The organism is Thalassospira sp. SN3W (assembly GCF_038070535.1).
GTDB lineage: Bacteria > Pseudomonadota > Alphaproteobacteria > Rhodospirillales > Thalassospiraceae > Thalassospira > Thalassospira xiamenensis.
This window is the reverse complement of record NZ_CP121124.1, coordinates 2,041,234-2,060,260: the sequence shown is the minus strand read 5'-3', so window position 1 is coordinate 2,060,260 and position 19,027 is coordinate 2,041,234. Positions and strand designations below refer to the sequence as shown.

Below are 19,027 nucleotides of genomic sequence, written 5' to 3'. Positions count from 1 at the left end.
GTTCGGTGCTTCACACAGCCGCTTTAAGGGATTTGAATAACCTACTATATCCCAAAACGAGAACGGCTAGAAAGGTTACAATACCGTAAAATAGAATATCGCGCCACAAATAATATACTGTGGTATGGTTATACACCCCCGAAAGGGGGTGAACCATGATCTCCTCTGTTCTTAAGGGGAGTTTTGCCAGTTCTCGACCATAGGCGTCATACATTCCCGATACCCCGGTATAGGCAGCGCGGACAAGCGGTCGGCCTTCTTCGATGCTGCGGAACCGTGCTGCTGCCAGATGCTGATACGGACCGGCACTTTTGCCAAACCACCCGTCATTGGTAACATTGAGCAGCCAGTCAGGCTGATTTGCATCGTCAATAACAGCGCCCGGGAAAATGACCTCGTAGCATATCAACGGCGAGAAGCTTGGCATCCCGGCCACTTCAAGGGTCTGTGGCCCTTCACCAAATGAAAAATCTGTGCGGCCAGCAGTCAGCTTAGGGATCGGAATCCATTCCCTGAGAGGTACATATTCGCCAAATGGCACAAGATGAAACTTGTCAAAACTCGCAACAATTTCCCCGTTGCTGTCAAGAACCTGAACGGCGTTCCAAACCTTGAATTCATTCGTATCCCGCGGATAGGTCCTAGGTGCCCCGGTAATCAGGATATCATCAGGTCCAAGAACCGATGCCATTTGCAACCTACGAACAGGTTGGGCTTCCACAAAGAATGTTGCAGCCGTTTCTGGCCAAATCACGATACGTTTTCGATCTGGTGCCATATCAACCGGGCGACGCGACAATCGCAGCAATTTTGCGAAATGCTGATCCTGAAGTTCGGGAATCCACTTTTCACGTTGGGGAATATTGGGTTGAACAACCTGAATGACGGGCAGATCGTCAGAAACCGTTGCGTCGGCTGTCGCGGGACCAACCAGCGACAAACGAATGGCACCACCGCCCCACAGCAGAACCGCAATCATAATGCCGGCAATAGCGCTTATTCTGCCCACGCGCCCGGCAATAAACGTTGCCGGCAGGGTCGCAAACAAAGCCGTGAATACGGATAGACCGTAAACACCGACAATCGAGGCAAACTGCATTGGTGCTGGATCAAAAGCCCAGACATGCGCCAGCAAATTCCACGGAAATCCGGTCAATACATGGCCCCGCAGGAATTCCGCCACAGCCCAAAGAGTTGCAAGCATTATGGCACGACCAATGATTTGCCGCGTCAACCGCCAGCTTGCCCAAACGGCGACCATCGGGAAAATTGCCAGCCCGCCGCCTAGCCCCAAAAGAGCAAATGGAATCATCCATCCATAGATTTCCGGCTGAACCAGAAACGCATGACTGATCCAATAGAACCCAGCGGCAAAATGCCCGGCACCAAACCACCAACCGGCGGACAGCGCCCCCTTGTTGCACTTAACCCCCTCAAGCGACCAGAGCAGTATGGCAAAAGCCACTGGCAAGGCCGGCAAAAAGAAGAAAGGCGGTAACGCCAAAACCGCAACCGCCCCAGACACCAACCACAGGAAGCGCCTGCGCCAACCCGAAAGGTTGGCGAGGCGCGCCGCTAGTCTGTCAATCATTCGATGATCCCTGTTTGGAACTTTCGTCACTAATCTCGGCCGGTTCGGTCCGGACCAGATGAATACGCAAACGCCGAATTCGGCGCGGGTCGGCATCAAGGACTTCGAACTGGATACCGGACGGATGTTCGATCAGTTCCCCACGCGCAGGCACACGCCCCGCAAGCGAGAAGACCAGCCCGCCCAATGTATCGATATCTTCGTCCTCGTCTTCATCCAACAGGCCGAAGCCCAGCTTTTCCTCAAGGTCTTCGACCTCGTAGCGGGCATCGGCGATATAACAGCCATCGGAAAGCCGGATCAGTTTCGGTGTCTGATCAATGTCATGTTCGTCATCAATCTCGCCAACGATTTCCTCGACCAGATCCTCGATCGTGATCAGCCCGTCAATGCCGCCAAACTCGTCGACGACCAATGCCATATGCGTTCGCGACAAACGCATTTCGGACAGAAGATCAAGCACCCGAATGGCGGGCGATACGAACAACACCCGACGCAAAAGGGATTGCAGCTTGAATTCCTTGCCGGCAGCGACACAGCCCAGCACATCCTTGATATGAACCATCCCGGCAATTTCATCGAGGGACTCGCCATAAACCGGTAGGCGTGAATGAGCTTTTTTCACCATCACGTCAACAAGCTCGTCAAGCGTGATGTTTTTTTCGACCGCAACGATATCGGCCCGCGGAATCATGACATCCTCGGCCGTCATATCGCGGAGTGCGATGATATTTTCAAAAAGTGACCGTTCGTGAAGCGAGACGGGCTCGTCATCTTCTTCACTGCGCTCGGCAAGTTCTTCAAGTGTGTCGGAAAGCGATGCCTCGCCATTCCTTGGCTTGCCACGCTTAAGGCCTAATGCCGATGCGACATTTCCCCACAAGGATCCGTTATCGGAATCCTGAACATTCTCCCCGCCCTGGCGAGGGCTCGTACTCTCGTGGTCGTCGTCGCGCTGACTATTCTCGTTCATTGTCCTGTTTCGATATCTTGATCTTCAATCGGTTCATAGGGATCATCGATCCCTAGTGCGGCAAGAATTTGCCGTTCAAGTTCTTCCATCTCTTCGGCTTCATCATCAACCATATGATCATAGCCGACAAGATGCAGCGTGCCATGTACAGTCAGATGAACAAGATGATTTATCAGCGTCTTGTTCTGTTCCGAAGCTTCACGTTCGCATGTTTCACGTGCAATGACGATATCACCCAGCATCAGGGGCATATCGGATGACATCATGAAAGCTGCTGTATCATCCGCACTTTCGAGGGCTGCGAACGATAAAACGTTGGTCGGACTATCCTTGCCGCGATAATCACGGTTCAATATCCGGACAGACGCATCATCGGATAACCGAACACCGACCTCAACCACCGGCGCAATACTTAAAAGCGATGCACCATCTCCTTGGTCGGGTGTGCCATCGGCTGGAGCCGCATCTTCTTCCCAAAGCGCACCGTCACGCACAGCGCCATCAAGGGCGGCACGCACAGCATTTTCAATCGCATCAATGTCCGCCTTGGTCCAATTACCCGCTTCAACATCAAGGTCCAGATCAAGCGGTGCTGTCATCGCCCTGACCCTCGTCCTTGATTCCGCGATAGCCTTTTTTCAGTCTGTCCCGCAATGCATCTGCCGCGTCATAAGCCTGAACAATCTTGGTGACAAGCGCATGGCGAACAACGTCGCGCTGATCAAACTTGATCGTCGCGACACCTTTGACATCCGCGATGGTTTCAAGCGCATCCCGCAGACCCGATTTGGTGCCATCGGGCAAATCGACCTGAGTCAGGTCACCCGTCACCACCATCCGCGATCCTTCGCCGAGACGGGTCAGGAACATTTTCATCTGCATGGCTGTCGTATTCTGTGCTTCGTCCAGAATGACAAAGGCATGGGCCAAAGTACGGCCACGCATAAAAGCAAGCGGGGCAACTTCGATCTCACCACTTTCCATTCGCTTGATCACGACGTCGCCAGGCAAGGTGTCATGCAGCGCATCATAAAGCGGACGCAGATACGGATCGACCTTGTCCTTCAGATCACCCGGCAGGAAACCAAGCCGTTCGCCGGCCTCGACCGCAGGACGTGACAGGACGATACGATCAACCTGTCCCTGAATAAGCGATTGAACCGCCATGGCGACCGCCAGATAGGTCTTGCCGGTTCCGGCCGGACCAATGCCAAAGACCAGCTCGTGATCAAGCATGGCCTCGACATAATCCTTCTGGCGTTTGGATCTCGGCGAAATCCGGCGTTTTTTGGTCTGGATGGTCAGACGCGACCCGCCAAACATATCTTTGGTCTGCCCGGTCCAAGGGTCAGCTTCGTCGGGTTCGGACAAACGGATGGCACCATCAACTGTTTCGACATCGACATGATCTATTTCCTTGTCGCGCAAGCGCGCATAAAGCTGACCAAGAACCTTTTTGGCCTGGGCTACTTTGGGACCTTGCCCGGCAAGGGTCACAACCGATCCACGACTGGAAACCTGAACGCCGGTACCTTCGGAAAGGCGGGTCAGGTTTTCGGCCTGCGGCCCATATAAAAGCTGGGCAAGTGCATTATCTGCAAATTCGATCTGGTCAGTGTCTTTGGTCGAAGACTTGGCTTTTGTCGTGTTTTTTGCCTTGGCTGAAGTGGCAGTCACGCAATTTTCCTTTCAGAATCCCGGTTTTGAACCGGGGCATCGACCAGTTCACCGCCAAGGGAATTAGGCAGTGCTTCGGTGATTTTCAACCTTACGATCTGTCCCAATGCGGATTCTGGTAAACCGCTGACGTGAGCCGGCTGCATATAAGGGCTTTTTCCGACAAGCTGTCCTTCAAGTTTGCCGTGGCGTTCCAGCAGGACATCCATTTCCCGACCAAGACACTTTCGGTTGAATTCAAGCTGCTGCTCGGCGAGAAGCGCCTGAAGACGCATGATCCGTTCGGTCTTTACTGGCTCGGGAACCTGCAGTTCCATGGCCGATGCCGGAGTGCCGGGGCGCGGGCTGTATTTAAAGCTGAACGCCTGAATGAAGGTGATATCGCGCACCATTTGCATCGTGTCTTCGAAATCCTTGTCGGATTCGCCGGGGAAACCCACGATAAAATCAGACGACAGCGCAAGATCAGGGCAGGCATCTTTGAGTTTTGTAACGATTTCGCGATAAGATGCGCCATCATGCTTGCGGTTCATCGCCTGCAACACACGATCCGACCCTGCCTGAATGGGAAGATGCAAAAACGGCATCAGTTTGGGAAGGTCACGATGGGCTGCAATCAGGTCATCATCAACATCGCGCGGGTGCGAGGTTGTGTAACGAATGCGATCAAGTCCATCAATCTCGGACAATTCGCGTAACAGACGACCAAGCGTCCATTCGCCGCCATTCGGGCCGTCGCCATGATACGCATTGACGTTCTGCCCCAACAAAGTGATTTCACGGGTGCCCTTTTCAACGAGCTGGCGGGCTTCATTGATGATATCCATGCCCGGTCGGGAATATTCGGCACCACGGGTATAAGGCACAACACAGAAGGTACAGAATTTATCGCAACCTTCCTGAATCGCCAGAAAGGCCGAATAACCCTGTCTTGAAACCTGTTGAGGCAGGTGGTCAAACTTTTCCTCGGCCGGGAAATCGGTATCAATGATGCGATCACGCCCGACTGCGCGATTGGCGCGCGCTACCATTTCCGGCAAACGATGATAGGTCTGCGGCCCGAACACCATATCGACCATCGGTTCGCGACGCATCAATTCCGCACCTTCGGCCTGCGCAACACAACCGGCAACAGCGACAATCATCTTGTCCGTGCCATTGGCTTCCTTGGCTTTTTTGTGTTTACGAATACGGCCAAGATCAGAAAAGACCTTCTCAGCAGCCTTTTCGCGGATGTGGCAAGTATTGAGGATAACCATATCGGCACCTGCGGCATCGTCGACCGGCTGGTAACCCAGCGGCGCCAATACGTCCTGCATGCGCTGGCTGTCATAAACATTCATCTGACAGCCATAGGTTTTTACAAAAAGCTTTTTCGTCACACTCACTTCTGGATCCGTTTTCTGCTTTCTCGAATACGCCGAAAAGCGGTGTGAAAGCTCACACCGCAGACCGGACATCTTCGATATCTGAAATTCCGGTTACATGAAACCCAATTCACGCAATCGGATCATACGGCAAAACGGTCAGGAGCCGAACTGACGATCCGGTCCGAACAGACGAAAATCTTCGGAAACAATGGCCAGCGGCGAAAAGCCAATCAGGTCACCGGTACGTCCATTATCAATCAGCGGAACCGCAACCCCCTGATGCATGCCGGTCAGTGCTGCATGATGTCCACGTGCAACAGCTGTTTCACACATCCGGGAAAGTTCCTTGCGCGACCCGGCATCGGCCAAGGTCACAGGCGGGTGAACAACCAGCTCAACCGTTACTTTGCCAAGAGCCAGAAACTGCCACAAATGCGGCGCCAAGTCCATATCGCCGTACCAGGAATAGAAAGCACGCAAATCGCGTCCGATCGGTGCTCCATCAAGACGGGTAGCCGCAATCGAAACCGGCTGGACTTTTACCTGCGATCCATCGGGCAGGGTGCGTTCGGCAACACCAAACAAAGTCGATTTGAACGGCAGCACACGGTTGCCGTCGTTGCTTGTGCCTTCCGGGAACAGGATCAGTTTGTGCCCATCAGCAAGACGCTGGGAAATCTGATCATTCTGGTCGCGAGCGCGGGCCGGGCGACGTTCGACAAAAGTCGATCGCTGCAACTTGGCAAGCGTTCCGAAGATCGGCCAGCTGGCGACCTCGGTCTTGGCAATGAAACTACCGCGAACCAAGGCCCCCAGCACCGGAATATCGAGATAGGATGCGTGGTTGGCCACAATAACACCCGGCCCATCCATCAACTCTGCACCGGAAACGCGAAGCTCGATATGAAGGATTTTCAGGCAAAGCGCATGATAAAACCGCGGCAGATCATCGGCCAATCGCAGTCGAAACGCAATCGCCATCACCTGAACCGGTATCAGGATCAAAGTCAGCAAAGCATAGGCCAACAGCCGGATGGCTGCACACGCATAACAGTTCACGATACCCTCGCGGTCCGCTCATAATGCTTGTAATAACGATCAGTTACCTTTTCCGTCGGTAACACGATGCAAATGTCAGTGGTATTAAACTGATGATCAACCACCGCACCGTCACCGACGAAACCACCCAATCGCAGATAGCCCTTGATCAATGGCGGCAGATCGCGAAGCGCCTGTCGTGCATCAATTGCATCAATCGTCGTGCGCGCCATCGGCTCGTACCGGCCTTCGACTGCGCGCGGTCGCATTTCTTCGGGTGCCAGATGATTGTGATGCAGATAGGTCAGAACATCACCAAAGGCATCCGGATCAGTGCCATGGAAAGATGCGCAGCCAAACATCAGCTTGATATCGTATTTGAAAACATAGGCAGCAATTCCCTGCCAGAGAAGTTGCAGGGTCGGCATCGTGCGATAGGCTTCTTCAACGCAGGAACGACCAAGTTCCATGATCTCGCCGCTGCCTTGTGCCGCATCAAGCATTGACTGGATGTGGTATTCATCAGCGCTGTAAAAGCCGCCGTGCTGATTGGCAACCGACTGACGCAGCAGGCGATAGGTTCCGACAACACCGTCTGGTCCCTGGCCGCGATTATGATCGATTACCAGCAGGTGGTCACATAAAGGATCATAATTGTCAAAGTCGCGCTCGGCCGCAGCCATTTCCGCGCTGGGCTTTGCCCCGCGTTCCTCATAGAACACCTTGTAGCGAAGTTTCTGACTGGCGAGGATTTCGTCCTCGGTTTCGGCGAGGCGCACCTCTAACCGCTGCTGTCGATCATCGCTCATCGCAACTCCCTTTCGTTCATCTGCGCAGATTTTGCGCAAGTTTCGCGCCAGGGGCGAGTGAAGGCTTTGTTAAGAACGCGTAACAGGAATATGAAAAACCACCCGCTCGGCATGAACGGGTGGCTTGAAATCTGCGATTTTCGCAACCGTATTGTCAGAAATCGGTTACTTTTCGTCCTTCATCGGAACGCCGTAAAGCTCCAGTCGATGACCGACAAGCTTGTAACCAAGCTCTCTGGCGATCTCTTCCTGCAACTTTTCGATTTTTTCGTTCGAAAACTCGATCACGTTACCTGATCGCATATCAATCAGGTGGTCGTGGTGTTCCTCGGTCAATTCCTCGTAACGTGCACGGCCATCACCGAAATCGTGTTTTTCAAGAATATCCGCCTCTTCAAACAGGCGAACGGTCCGATAAACGGTTGCAATCGAAATCTTCGGGTCAATTTCGGTCGCCCGGCGATAAACGAGCTCCACATCGGGATGATCTTCTGATTCCGACAGGACCCGGGCAATCACCCGGCGTTGGCCGGTCATTTTCAAACCCGCGTCGATGCACTTCTGCTCGATGGTTGATTCTGTAAGCATAGTCTTGTTTCTCGTTTCCGGTTCCGCCTGTCCCCAGCCAGGATGCTCCCAGGCTTTTGCTCTCATGTGGGCTAAATATCGAGAAAACTGTCACATATCGCAAGGTACAAATAGCGATAATTTGTTCTCTCCAGCTTGCCTCCAGCCCGATGAAACGCTACTTCACGTTTCCGGTGCCCAATCAGGAGACAGCATATGGACGACATCACGCCCGATCATAAGATCGACATCACAAAGGATGTCTGCCCGATGACATTTGTTCGCACCCGACTGAAACTTGAAACCATGACACAGGGTCAGGTTCTCGAAGTAACACTAGGCGCTGGCGAACCGTTAAAAAACGTTCCGCGTTCTGTCACCGAAATGGGCGACACCGTCATTGACCTTGTCGAACTTGCCGACGCACCGAACACATACCGTTTAACGATACGAAAAGGTTGAACAAATCCCGCGCGTCGTCATCAAGGCCTAGACTATAACAGCTTGACGGTCAAAACCACACATTTGATGTGGATATAGCGAAATAGAATGCATCCAGCTTGCATTAATCGCCCCAGCCCAAAACACAAGCACCAAGATCACGCTCCATAATCAGCGCATCGACCTCACGCCCGGACTTCCGGCGATAGTATCTCTTGCGCCGCCCGATCTCGACAAAGCCGCAATCACGATAAAGCGCAATCGCCGGTGCGTTATCATCGGCCACTTCCAGTAAAATCCGCCCGACACCGGTTTCGCGCAAGCGATCAAAGGTCGCAGACAGCAGCTTTCTCGCAACGCCGCGTTTACGCGCTTCCTTGGCGACAACGATGGTGTTGATTTCCGCCTCGTCCAGCACTGCCTGCATCTGGATAAAACCAAGTGGGATATCAAGGCGGTTTTCCGCCTCATTCCCCGGTGCAAAGGCCAGAAACCCAAAGGCCCCAGGCACATCAAGCAGTGCGATCATCTCATCCGCCGACCAGCAATCCTGATCTTCGAACCCTTCAGCATGAAGCGCACTTGCAACATTGCAAAACGCCGCAGTCAGGGGAACGACTTCAATCCCGTCTTCAACTTCCGGCTGGTGGGATGAAGCACTCATTCCTCATGTACCGGCTTGTTTTTTGCCGGTCCCTGATCCTCGATCCGGCGCGCATCGGGTGCACGCAGATACATTGGCACAGGCGGCAGGTTTTCATCCGTTCCCCAGCGCGCCGCGGCAATACGCGCCACATTTCCGGCTCGCGGTAGCCCCGGCGCCGTGCAGTCATAAAACGCATCCGGCGCGTGGGCAGCCGCAGTCAAAAGGCGTGGAGTAGCATCGCCGGCCAGAAGCGTATCGCCCGGTGGGGCCATCATCAGAGCCTGTCGGGGTGCAACACATTCCGGCGCACTGAGCGGGCGCTTCTTGCCATCAAAGGCCTGGGCAAAAATTTCGTTCCGCTTGCTGTCGAGTGCCACTAGAATATTTCGTCCCTGCTGATCACGTTCGGAAACGCCATAGGCCACCGCCTCAAGCGAACTGACACCAACCACCGGAATTTTACGTGCTAGCCCAAGCGCACGCGCGGTCGCAAGGCCGATCCGCATACCGGTAAAAGCGCCCGGTCCGACGGTGACGGCGACACCATCAACCTCGTCAAAGGTGATTCCCGCCTGATCCAGACTTTCGGCAATAAACCTCATCAGGTTTTCTGCCTGCCCGCGTTCCATATCCTCATAAAGCTCGCCCTTGACCTCGCCATTGACCAGCACGGCAGTTGAAAGTGACGTTGACGCGGTGTCGATAGCCAAAAGCGTTGGGCCCGTTTTTTCAATGGCCCCGGATGACGTTTGCGGTGCGATCTGATCTGCGCTATGGGGATTGTTACGCAACTGACCGGTCAGCATTTTTTTGATGTAATCGGTAAACGACAAGAACAGGGGGCCTCCGGCAATGGCGCTGGTCGAAATTACGCCACAAGAATATGATGTCGAAATTGATATTGTTTATGCCACGGATCGCAATTTCACCGGGGCACCGATTTATTCACGGCCTGCCTGCTATCTTCATCGTGATGCGGCGGACTGCCTGAAAAAGGCTGTCGCCATGGCACGACGTCACGGTAAACGCATTCGCATTCTGGATGCCTTCCGCCCGCAAGAAGCCCAGCGGGCTCTTTGGAACCATACACCCAATCCCGATTTCATCGCCAATCCCGATCTTGGATCGCCACATGGCCGTGGTGTTGCCATTGATCTAACGCTGTTGGACGCAAACGGCAAGGAACTGGACATGGGGGCAGGGTTTGATGAAATGCATATCCGGTCCTATCATGGAGCGGATGGGCTTTCAAAAGACGCCGAGGCCAACCGTTTGCTGCTTCTGGGCATCATGGTTAGTGCGGGTTTCGAATATTACAACCACGAATGGTGGCATTATCAACTGCCCAACGCACGCAGCAATTACCCCCTGTTTTCCGACAGTTCCCTGCCGCAAAGCATGATGAAATAATTGATTGGGCAACAAAGTTGCCGGGCCAACCGCAATAAGCACGCGGTTGGCCCGGTTTCTATAGAACGGCCTGACCACTTTCCGGATCAAACAGCGATACACGCGCACCATCAATCATGATCCGGGCATCACTGCCGGAACTGAAATGCTGTTCGGGGCCTGTACGGGCCGTAACCTCCGCCCCGGCGACGGCAAGACGGACATATTGATCAGGCCCGGTCGGCTCTGCCAGAAGCACCCGGGCATTTGCACCAAAGTCATCAAATACAAGATGTTCCGGCCGCGCGCCCAATGTCATGGGGCAGCCGATAAGTTCACGGGCGCGGCCGGGCAAATCTACCAATGGCAATTGGCCCGATCCCCCGTCAAACGCAATTCCGTCACCCACCTGAACCAGCTTGCCATCAATGAAATTCATGGTCGGGGCACCAACGAAGCTGGCGACAAACCGGTTGGCCGGTCGGCGATAAACATTTTCCGGTGTATCAGCCTGCTGGATAGACCCTTTGTCCAGCACCACAACCTTGGTTGCCAGCGTCATGGCTTCGATCTGATCGTGGGTGACATAGACAATGGTCCGGCCAAGCCGTTCATGAAGGCGTTTCAATTCGACACGCATATCGGCACGCAATTTGGCATCAAGGTTCGATAGAGGCTCGTCAAACAGGAAAACCGATGGTTCGCGCACCAGCGCACGGCCGATCGCCACGCGTTGCTGCTGCCCACCGGACAATTGCGACGGTTTGCGATCCAGAAGCGGGGTGATTTGCAGAAGTTCACCAATGTCATCGACACGCTTTTTGATATAGGCCTTGGGCATGCCACGCATTTTAAGGCCAAAACCGATATTCCTGCGCACCGACATGGTCGGATAGAGCGCATAGGACTGAAACACCATCGCGATATCGCGTTCATCAGGCTCCAGTTCCGTGACATCCCGCCCTGCGATGTGGATTGATCCACCGGTGACGGGTTCCAGACCGGCAATCATGTTCAAGATCGTCGATTTGCCGCACCCCGACGGCCCTAACAGGACCAGAAACGCACCATCCTCGATTTCGAGATTGATATCCTTCATCACGGTCAGACCGGCATAGGCCTTGGTCACACCACGTAATTCAACGCCGTTCATGTCCGTTATCCTTTCACTGCACCAGCCGCAATTCCGCGAACAAACAACCGCCCCGACAGCAGATAAACAGCCAATGTCGGAAGCGCCGTCAGCATGGTGGCAGCCATATCCACGTTATATTCCTTCTCGCCGAACTGCGATCCGACAAGGTTATTGAGCGCAACCGTCATCGGTTGTCCGGATCGCCCACCAAAGGTCAGGCCCAACAGAAAATCGTTCCAGATATATGTGAACTGCAAAATCATCGCGACACCGAGGATCGGCAACGAAATGGGCAACATGACATGCCAGAACAAGGGCCAGAAACCGGCTCCGTCAATGCGGGCGGCTTTCAGCAGATCCTGTGGAACGGTTTTGAAAAAGTTACGAAACATCATGGTGGTAAAGGCGACGCCCCATATGACATGCACTAGAACCAATCCCGGAATGGATCCAAATATTCCCAGTTCGCGCACCATGATGATCAGGGGATAAAGTGTTACCTGTGGCGGGATGAACATGCCAACCAGAAGGGCGGCAAACATCAGATTGACCCCGCGCATTTTCCACGCTGCCAAGGCATAACCGGTAACCGCACCAAGTCCGACCGAAAGGAAAAGCGCCGGAATGACGATTTTGACTGATGTCAGGAAGGAGGATGACAGACCACCGCAATTTCCGCCTGCGGTTTGGCTACAATCGCCAGACCATGCTTCGCGCCACGCGTCAAAACTTGGTTCCACCGGCAGGGCAAAGATGCTGCCATCACGAATTTCATCCATCGGCTTAAGCGATGTCGACACCATAATAAAAACCGGCGCCAAAATCATCAGGGCAGCAATCCCGAGCAGTCCATAAAGCGCAAGACGGTTAAATCGCATGGTCAATGCCCTCCACCGTCGCGTGCTTTGCGCAGTTCAAAATGGATATAGGGCGAAATGACTGCAATCACGGTACAAAGCAATACAAATGCACCGGCCGCACCAAGGCCAAGTTCCTGCCGGTTCAGGATATGATCGACCACAAATTTCGCCGGCAAATCCGATGAAAAGCCGGGCCCGCCGCCGGTCAGGGCAACGACAAGGTCATAGGCCTTCATGACAATCGCGCTCATCAGGATGAATACGGTAAAGAATACGGTGCGCATCATCGGCGTAATCACATGCAGATAGACCCGCCAGACCGGAATGCCATCCACTCGTGATGCCTTCCAGATATTGGGATCTACATTACGCAGCCCTGCGAGAAATAGTGCCATGCACAGCCCGACCTGCTGCCAGATTCCGGCAATGGCAAGGGTATAGATCGCCCGATCCTGACGCACGATCCAGTTGAATTCAAATGTGGTCCAGCCCAGTTCGCGCACAGCATCCTGAAGCCCCAAACCCGGATTCATCACCCATTGCCAGATGACACCTGTCACGATGAAAGACATCGAAAGCGGCAGCATGAAAACCGTGCGAAACATGCCCTCGGCCTTGATCCCGCGATCAATCAGAATCGCCAGCAAATAACCGAAAACGATACATCCACCGATAAACAGGAAGCCATGAATGGCAATATTCTGCATTGCCGTCCACCAACGTTCATTGGCGAACAGGCGCACATATTGGTCAAAGCCGGTAAATTTATAGACCGGCAACAAACGCGACCGCGTCAGCGAAATCACAAAGGTCCAGATAATAAAGCCATAAAAGCAGACGATGGTAATCGTCATGGCAGGGATCAGCGCCATTCTTGCCGTCCATTGCGGACGCCAGCGCCGTCTGCCGTTGTGCGAAGTTTTCAACGCACCCTGTGCCGGTTCGGCCATAAGTAATCTCGCTTCTTTGTAAAGGTGCCGCTGCATCAAGCAGCGGCACACCTGCAAAGCCGTGTCATTCCATCTGCCTTACTTGGCGTAGGAAATCGCCTGACGGAATTCTTCCTGCCCCTGTTCCGGACTCATGTCAGCACTGTTCCAGAAATTGGAGATACTGTCATCAATTGCCCCGGAAACGGCACTTGGAACACCAAACAGACCGGTACTGACCAGATGGGTTTTCTTGTCCTGCAATGTCGCCATGGCCTTTTGTGCACAGACATCAAAACTATCACCCGGCACATCAAGAAGGGCAGGGATCGAACCCTTTTTCTTATTGAACGCAATCTGGACATCAGGCTCCAGCATCACATGCGCCATTTTTTCCTGGGCCGCCTGTGCTTCTTCGCTATCCATCGCGGAAAAGGCAAAGGCATCAACCGTCATGATATAGGCGGTATCGATGGCCGGGGCGAGGGCACAGCCGACCGTTGTGCCCGGTTCGACACCGGCCGCAATAATTTCACCCTTGGCCCAGTCACCCATAAACTGAAACGCGGCGTCGCCGCGGATGACCATATTGGTCGCTTCGTTCCAGTTACGACCCGGGCTCGCTTCATCGACAAAGGGCTTGAGCGCTGCAAAGGTTTCAAACACCTTGCGCATGGTGTCGGATGCCAGAAGTTCATCATCCAGCGTGCTGTATAGCTTGGCGTAGAATTCACGCCCGCCAACACCGAGAAGGACACTGTTAAACAGGATGCGTTCCTGCCAGGGCTGCCCGCCAAGGCCGATCGGAATCACACCGGCATCTTCAAGCTTTTTCGCCGCATCAACGAATTCCGGCCAGCTTTTCGGCACCTTGATCCCGGCTTTTTCAAGCGCTTCCTTGTTGTAGAACATCCAGTTTTCACCATGGATGTTGATCGGGGCCGCGATATAATCACCATCATATTTTGCCGCCTGAACGATAAGTGGCGGCAGCTTTTCATCCCAGTTTTCTTCCTCGGCCACCGCATTCACATCGGCCAGAAGCCCCTGATCGGCCAATTCACGCAATTGCTGCCCGATGGAAAACTGGAAAACAGTCGCCGGGTCACCGCCCAGCATGCGGTTGACCGCAGCCGCGCGGGCATTGCCGCCACCCGCAATCGGTGTATCGACCCATTTACCGCCCTGTGCTTCGAAAGCGGTACGGATTTCGCCCAAAGCAGCCTGCTCGCTGCCCGATGTCCACCAATGCAGAACTTCGGCAGTCTGGGCGTGAAGCGCACCGGCAGAAACACCGGCGCTCAGAAATGTCGCAAGTGCTGCGACCCTTGAAAATTTCTTCATAACGGATGTCCTCCCTAATGGATACGTTCGCGCCCGACTTCTTAATGGCCGAAAATTCGTAACGTTTCGATTTTTTTGATAAGCGCTTTATTCACTCTTGTCAATCAAGAAAACCCGGCCATAATAAGGCGAAATCGACCCGGCATTATTTTTTTGCCGAAATTTCCGAAACGTTACGATTTTGGATCTGCCAACGAATGCGATCCGCGACAGGGCAAGGAAACAATCATGATCAAACCTTTTCCCAACGGTTTCCGCTGGGGTGTCTCGACCTCAAGCTATCAGATTGAAGGCGGCGCGAGCGACGACGGGCGCGGCGCCAGCATCTGGGACACCTACTGCGCCACACCCGGCCGGGTTGCCAATGGCGACAACGGCAGCGTCGCCTGCGATCATTACCATCGCTGGGCCGAGGATCTTGACCTGATCCGTCGGCTTGGCGCGAAACATTATCGATTTTCTGTCATGTGGCCGCGGGTCATACCGAATGGCACCGGCGAAGTTAATGAAGTCGGCATGGCGTTTTACGACAGGCTGATTGACGGAATGTGCGAACGCGGTCTTGATCCTTGGCTTTGTCTTTATCACTGGGATTTGCCACAGGCTTTGCAGGATCGCGGGGGCTGGGCGAATCGCGATATCGTTGACTGGTTTGGCGATTACACCGAATTGCTTGTGAAACGGTTTGGCGACCGGGTCAAATCATGGGTTACATTTAACGAACCCAACGTGGTTGCATGGGTCGGTCACGAAGAAGGCCGCCACGCACCGGGCATTACCGATCCACGCGCAGCGATGCGCGTCGCCCATCATCTGAATATGTGCCATGCGCGGGCGACCCGCGTGATCAAACATCATTATCCGGATGCACCGGTCGGATTCGTTTTGCCAATGCACAAGGCCTATACACTGCCGCATCGGCGCGAACAGGACGCCCATCTGGTCGATCTGTTCGAAGCCAAATGGAATGGCACCTTCCTTGATCCGGTCTATTTCGGCCGCTATCCCGAGCTGATTATTGATCGCATGGAACCCCATATTCAGGATGGCGACCTTGAAACGATCAAAACCAAAGTCGATTTTCAGGGCCTGAACCAGTATTTCCCAAGCTATATCGAAACCACCGACGGACGCGCCTGGCCGTTCAAACACGCCGAACCGCCAAAATATTTCCGCCGCACAGAAATGGGGTGGGCGATTGATGGTGACTGCTTCTATCGCACCATGAAAATCCTGCAGGAGAACTACGGCAATCCGCCAGTTTTCGTGACCGAGAATGGCGGTGCCTTCATCGATCTTCCCGGTCATGACGGCTATATCGACGATCAGGATCGCATTGCCTACTACAGTGAATATCTCTCGGCTCTTTTGCGCGCCGTTGACGAAGGCGCAAATGTGCAAGGATATATGCCCTGGTCCCTGCTTGATAATTTCGAATGGGCATATGGCTATGAAAAGCGGTTCGGGTTGGTGCATGTCGATTACAACACGCTGAAACGGACTCCAAAGGCGTCTTATGACTTCATGCGGCGCGTGATCGAAAGCAACGCATTGCCTTAACCACAAACGGGCGATTAGATTGTCCGCCAAAGAATAGATGAACGGACCTGTGTATGTCAGCCTCCCGCCCGAACCTTCGCACTATTGCTGACCGTCTTGGCCTGTCGGTCACAACGGTTTCTCGTGCATTGAAAGACGGGCCGGAGGTCAAACCTGATACGGTCGCACGCGTCAAAGCCGCGGCAGCCGAAATCGGTTATCACCCCGATGCCCGTGGCGTCATGCTGCGCACCGGCAAAACCATGCAGGTCTGCTCGATCCTGTATTCCCCCGAAGTTGGTGATTATGGCGACCCGGGCTTTCTGGCCCAGGTTGAAAGCCTGGCAAAAGGTTTGGAGGCCGATCACTATTCACTGGTTGTCCTGGCCCAGACCAGCAGCGAAGATCCACTTGAACCCGTTCGCCGCGTGCATACGCAACACATGGCCGATGCGGTTGTCTTTTCGCGCACCACATTGCAGGACAGCCGCGCCAAATACTGCCTGCAACATGACTTTCCCTTTGTCAGCTTTGGCCGGACCGAACTTTTAACCCCGCATGCCTTTGTCGATCACGATGATGAACAGGCGGCATATGATGCGGTCAAACGCCTGATTGATGACGGCCAACGCAAAATCGGCATGATTGATCCGCCTGAAGATCTGACCTTTTTCGGATATCGCAAACGCGGTGCGCGCCGCGCCATGATCGAGGCAGGACTTGATCCAGAAAGCCTGATCTGGATGACCTCGGATGTTTCCGTCCGCGCGGCCCGCGAAGCCACCATCCGCCTGCTGACTGATCAGCGCGATGCTACTGCCGTGGTCTGCGCAAGTCAGATGACAATGATTGGCGCACTCGAAGCATTGCTGGAACTGGACATGGATACGATCCGTGACGGAATTGGTGTTGTCGGCTTTGGCGGCATGCCGTTCCGTATGCTTTCAAAACAGAAACTTGCCTATTACTACCAGCCGCAACGCAAGGTTGGAAAAGTCCTGTCAGAACATTTGCACAGCCTGATGACCGGCACACCCGCCGAAGAACTGCAAACACTGCTGCCTTATCGGCGGATTGATGACCTTGCCGCTTTCCGGGAGGGGGAGGATTTCTGATCGATGGCAATCACCCCTCGTTGTCTTTCCTGATATCTTCCACCGTTTCGTCGCTACCCAGAAGCCGAACCAGCATCAGTTCGACCGGTTTTAAAACAATCAGGACAATCAACGTCAACACCGTCGCGATCACCACGATATGCCAGGCTGCAAGGGCGCACGCGATGCCAAGTGCCGCCGTGATCCAGACGGTTGCCGCCGTCGTCAGGCCGCTGACTGACATATCCTTTGGATGGCGCAGAATAACACCCGCCCCGATAAAGCCGATGCCGGTTAAAACGCCCTGCAAAATCCCCTGCACGACGCGCGATAGTGCATCAGGGTGATCGATCAAATCCTCGAAATGCACCGCAACCACCGACACAACCGCCGCACCAAGTGCTACCAATGCCAATGTACGCATGCCGGTCGGCTTGCCATTCACATCCCGGTTTAACCCGATCAGCATGCCAATGACGGTTGCCGCGCACAGCCGCAGGATCATGTCGATTACCGCAATATCGAAATAGCCTTCGACGGTTGCAAGATAGGAAAGATTGGTCATGCCGCTTCCAGTTCGCGCTTAATCTGTTTGATATACAGACCGAAACGCGCCCTGTTCGTGCATTGTTCCACCAACGGTCAATCGGGCAGCCCGATATCAATCAGTCTTGCGGCACGACTCCACTTTCAATTCCCTTGGCTTCGACCATCATCCAGTCAAAGAAGCGCAAAATCCGCGGGTCGCGCCCCGGTCTATCCAATGTAATCAGGACATAGTCATAGCCGGTAGGTGCCATACCGTGCGGCGCAACCAATCGGCCAGCCACGAGATCATCATAAACCAGCGGCAAAGGCCCGATTGCAGTCCCCAAACGATTGACAGCGGCTTGAAGTGTAAAAAAGAAATGGTCGAAATATTGCTCGCTTGCCGGACTTGCATTACTTCCACTCGCCCGTTTCCAAATATCCCAGGCATCCGGCCGCGTACGACTATGCAGCCATCGCGCATTGGACAAATCGCGAACCAGAATGCCTTCCCAGCAATCCGGGTCACAAACCGGCCCGGCAAATTCCGGCCAAAGGCGGGTTACCTCGTAATCCTCGGCAATGCCGAAATCAGCCCGCCGGATTGCCAGATCGCATCCCTCAACCAGCAGATCAACCGGCCCACCGGCCAGCCTTAGATCGATATTCAAGTCAGGATTGGCTTCGCGAAACGCACCCAGCCTTGGCATCAACCAGCGCATGGCGAGGCTTGGTTCGCACGATACTGACAGTATCGGCGATGCACTGTCATGGCGGTGAATTTCCTCGACCGTGCCATCCAGCCCGTCCAGCGCTGTTACGACCGACTTGAAAAGCCGTTCGCCTGCCGGGGTCAACCAGACACGCCGGTTGCGACGAACAAACAGATCAATACCCAGCCGTTCCTCGATCTGCGCGACTGCACGGCTGATCGCACCATGCGTCAGGTGCAATTCTTCGGCGGCGCGCGAAAAACTTTGATGCCGTGCGGCGGCCTCAAAGGCAGGTAACGCAGCAAGTGGCGGCAGATTGCGCTTTCTGTGAAAATTACTCACGAAATTTCCCACGAATTTTCGATTTTCTGGTGATCTTTTCAA

The 19,027-nt window shown here is 54.0% G+C and carries 20 protein-coding genes; 4 read left to right on the top strand and 16 right to left on the bottom strand.

Annotated features, from left to right (window positions below):
* Nucleotides 1–10: 10 nt before the first annotated feature.
* From lnt to P8T57_RS09200, 8 genes are all read right to left on the bottom strand, one after another.
* Nucleotides 11–1,591: an apolipoprotein N-acyltransferase gene (gene lnt, locus P8T57_RS09235; protein ID WP_341365260.1), complete on the bottom strand. Its 1,581-nt coding sequence runs from the start codon at nt 1,589–1,591 to the stop codon at nt 11–13.
* Nucleotides 1,584–2,564 carry a hemolysin family protein gene (locus P8T57_RS09230; RefSeq protein ID WP_341365259.1) on the bottom strand — a complete coding sequence of 327 codons (981 nt, stop codon included), beginning with the start codon at nt 2,562–2,564 and terminating at the stop codon, nt 1,584–1,586. The genes lnt and P8T57_RS09230 overlap by 8 nt, the downstream gene beginning before the upstream one ends.
* Nucleotides 2,561–3,163, bottom strand: a complete 603-nt coding sequence (gene ybeY, locus P8T57_RS09225) for an rRNA maturation RNase YbeY (protein WP_341365258.1) — start codon at nt 3,161–3,163, stop codon at nt 2,561–2,563. Before ybeY ends, P8T57_RS09230 begins: the two co-directional genes overlap by 4 nt.
* Nucleotides 3,147–4,241: a PhoH family protein gene (locus P8T57_RS09220; protein WP_114094169.1), complete on the bottom strand. Its 1,095-nt coding sequence runs from the start codon at nt 4,239–4,241 to the stop codon at nt 3,147–3,149. Before P8T57_RS09220 ends, ybeY begins: the two co-directional genes overlap by 17 nt.
* Nucleotides 4,238–5,623 (bottom strand): tRNA (N6-isopentenyl adenosine(37)-C2)-methylthiotransferase MiaB, encoded by a 1,386-nt coding sequence (gene miaB / locus P8T57_RS09215; protein WP_341365372.1) that lies wholly within the window; start codon nt 5,621–5,623, stop codon nt 4,238–4,240. Before miaB ends, P8T57_RS09220 begins: the two co-directional genes overlap by 4 nt.
* A gap of 144 nt (nt 5,624–5,767) precedes the next feature.
* Nucleotides 5,768–6,670 (bottom strand): lysophospholipid acyltransferase family protein, encoded by a 903-nt coding sequence (locus P8T57_RS09210; protein ID WP_341365257.1) that lies wholly within the window; start codon nt 6,668–6,670, stop codon nt 5,768–5,770.
* Nucleotides 6,667–7,458 (bottom strand): GNAT family N-acyltransferase, encoded by a 792-nt coding sequence (locus P8T57_RS09205; RefSeq protein ID WP_007088437.1) that lies wholly within the window; start codon nt 7,456–7,458, stop codon nt 6,667–6,669. Before P8T57_RS09205 ends, P8T57_RS09210 begins: the two co-directional genes overlap by 4 nt.
* Nucleotides 7,459–7,623: 165 nt before the next feature.
* Nucleotides 7,624–8,046, bottom strand: a complete 423-nt coding sequence (locus tag P8T57_RS09200) for a Fur family transcriptional regulator (protein ID WP_007088438.1) — start codon at nt 8,044–8,046, stop codon at nt 7,624–7,626.
* Between the two features lie 195 nt (nt 8,047–8,241).
* On the opposite strand from P8T57_RS09200, the gene P8T57_RS09195 reads away from it, so the two are divergent.
* Entirely contained in the window at nt 8,242–8,487 is a 246-nt protein-coding gene (locus P8T57_RS09195) for a sulfurtransferase TusA family protein (RefSeq protein ID WP_007088439.1), read from the top strand.
* A gap of 103 nt (nt 8,488–8,590) precedes the next feature.
* Here P8T57_RS09195 and P8T57_RS09190 read toward each other — a convergent pair whose 3' ends face one another.
* Nucleotides 8,591–9,130, bottom strand: coding sequence for a GNAT family N-acetyltransferase (locus P8T57_RS09190; RefSeq protein ID WP_341365256.1), 540 nt, complete (start codon nt 9,128–9,130; stop codon nt 8,591–8,593).
* Complete coding sequence (gene tsaB, locus P8T57_RS09185) at nt 9,127–9,945, bottom strand: tRNA (adenosine(37)-N6)-threonylcarbamoyltransferase complex dimerization subunit type 1 TsaB (RefSeq protein WP_341365255.1); 819 nt, start codon at nt 9,943–9,945, stop codon at nt 9,127–9,129. The genes P8T57_RS09190 and tsaB overlap by 4 nt, the downstream gene beginning before the upstream one ends.
* A 19-nt stretch (nt 9,946–9,964) precedes the next feature.
* Between tsaB and ddpX the strand changes: the two genes are divergently transcribed.
* Entirely contained in the window at nt 9,965–10,522 is a 558-nt protein-coding gene (ddpX, locus tag P8T57_RS09180; RefSeq protein ID WP_341365254.1) for a D-alanyl-D-alanine dipeptidase, read from the top strand.
* 58 nt (nt 10,523–10,580) lie between these two features.
* Here the strand turns inward: ddpX and ugpC are convergent, their stop codons facing one another.
* From ugpC to P8T57_RS09160, 4 genes are all read right to left on the bottom strand, one after another.
* Nucleotides 10,581–11,654, bottom strand: a complete 1,074-nt coding sequence (ugpC, locus tag P8T57_RS09175; protein WP_341365253.1) for a sn-glycerol-3-phosphate ABC transporter ATP-binding protein UgpC — start codon at nt 11,652–11,654, stop codon at nt 10,581–10,583.
* A 5-nt stretch (nt 11,655–11,659) separates the two neighbouring features.
* The gene (locus tag P8T57_RS09170; RefSeq protein WP_341365252.1) at nt 11,660–12,514 is read right to left on the bottom strand and encodes a carbohydrate ABC transporter permease; all 855 of its coding nucleotides are present in this window, start codon (nt 12,512–12,514) and stop codon (nt 11,660–11,662) included.
* 2 nt (nt 12,515–12,516) lie between these two features.
* The gene (locus P8T57_RS09165) at nt 12,517–13,368 is read right to left on the bottom strand and encodes a sugar ABC transporter permease (protein WP_063092353.1); all 852 of its coding nucleotides are present in this window, start codon (nt 13,366–13,368) and stop codon (nt 12,517–12,519) included.
* 156 nt (nt 13,369–13,524) lie between these two features.
* Complete coding sequence (locus P8T57_RS09160; RefSeq protein ID WP_341365251.1) at nt 13,525–14,769, bottom strand: ABC transporter substrate-binding protein; 1,245 nt, start codon at nt 14,767–14,769, stop codon at nt 13,525–13,527.
* A 228-nt stretch (nt 14,770–14,997) separates the two neighbouring features.
* Between P8T57_RS09160 and P8T57_RS09155 the strand changes: the two genes are divergently transcribed.
* On the top strand, nt 14,998–16,329 hold the full coding sequence (locus tag P8T57_RS09155; protein ID WP_341365250.1) for a GH1 family beta-glucosidase: 1,332 nt from the start codon (nt 14,998–15,000) through the stop codon (nt 16,327–16,329).
* A gap of 53 nt (nt 16,330–16,382) precedes the next feature.
* Nucleotides 16,383–17,423 (top strand): LacI family DNA-binding transcriptional regulator, encoded by a 1,041-nt coding sequence (locus P8T57_RS09150; RefSeq protein ID WP_341365249.1) that lies wholly within the window; start codon nt 16,383–16,385, stop codon nt 17,421–17,423.
* Nucleotides 17,424–17,433: 10 nt separating this feature from the next.
* On the opposite strand, the gene P8T57_RS09145 is transcribed toward P8T57_RS09150, so the two are convergent.
* Nucleotides 17,434–17,967, bottom strand: coding sequence for an MgtC/SapB family protein (locus tag P8T57_RS09145; RefSeq protein ID WP_063092218.1), 534 nt, complete (start codon nt 17,965–17,967; stop codon nt 17,434–17,436).
* A gap of 100 nt (nt 17,968–18,067) precedes the next feature.
* Entirely contained in the window at nt 18,068–18,985 is a 918-nt protein-coding gene (locus P8T57_RS09140) for a LysR substrate-binding domain-containing protein (protein ID WP_341365248.1), read from the bottom strand.
* Between the last annotated feature and the right edge of the window lie 42 nt (nt 18,986–19,027).

Excerpts from the sequence above, each read along its gene's own strand:
- P8T57_RS09160 (WP_341365251.1), bottom strand. The coding sequence starts at position 14,769 with ATGAAGAAATTTTCAAGGGTCGCAGCACTTGCGACATTTCTGAGCGCC.
- P8T57_RS09195 (WP_007088439.1), top strand. The coding sequence starts at position 8,242 with ATGGACGACATCACGCCCGATCATAAGATCGACATCACAAAGGATGTC.
- P8T57_RS09145 (WP_063092218.1), bottom strand. The coding sequence starts at position 17,967 with ATGACCAATCTTTCCTATCTTGCAACCGTCGAAGGCTATTTCGATATT.
- P8T57_RS09165 (WP_063092353.1), bottom strand. The coding sequence starts at position 13,368 with ATGGCGCTGATCCCTGCCATGACGATTACCATCGTCTGCTTTTATGGC.
- P8T57_RS09230 (WP_341365259.1), bottom strand. The coding sequence starts at position 2,564 with ATGAACGAGAATAGTCAGCGCGACGACGACCACGAGAGTACGAGCCCT.
- P8T57_RS09150 (WP_341365249.1), top strand. The coding sequence starts at position 16,383 with ATGTCAGCCTCCCGCCCGAACCTTCGCACTATTGCTGACCGTCTTGGC.
- ybeY (WP_341365258.1), bottom strand. The coding sequence starts at position 3,163 with ATGACAGCACCGCTTGATCTGGACCTTGATGTTGAAGCGGGTAATTGG.
- P8T57_RS09155 (WP_341365250.1), top strand. The coding sequence starts at position 14,998 with ATGATCAAACCTTTTCCCAACGGTTTCCGCTGGGGTGTCTCGACCTCA.
- P8T57_RS09200 (WP_007088438.1), bottom strand. The coding sequence starts at position 8,046 with ATGCTTACAGAATCAACCATCGAGCAGAAGTGCATCGACGCGGGTTTG.
- lnt (WP_341365260.1), bottom strand. The coding sequence starts at position 1,591 with ATGATTGACAGACTAGCGGCGCGCCTCGCCAACCTTTCGGGTTGGCGC.
- ugpC (WP_341365253.1), bottom strand. The coding sequence starts at position 11,654 with ATGAACGGCGTTGAATTACGTGGTGTGACCAAGGCCTATGCCGGTCTG.
- P8T57_RS09170 (WP_341365252.1), bottom strand. The coding sequence starts at position 12,514 with ATGCGATTTAACCGTCTTGCGCTTTATGGACTGCTCGGGATTGCTGCC.
- P8T57_RS09190 (WP_341365256.1), bottom strand. The coding sequence starts at position 9,130 with ATGAGTGCTTCATCCCACCAGCCGGAAGTTGAAGACGGGATTGAAGTC.
- ddpX (WP_341365254.1), top strand. The coding sequence starts at position 9,965 with ATGGCGCTGGTCGAAATTACGCCACAAGAATATGATGTCGAAATTGAT.
- P8T57_RS09205 (WP_007088437.1), bottom strand. The coding sequence starts at position 7,458 with ATGAGCGATGATCGACAGCAGCGGTTAGAGGTGCGCCTCGCCGAAACC.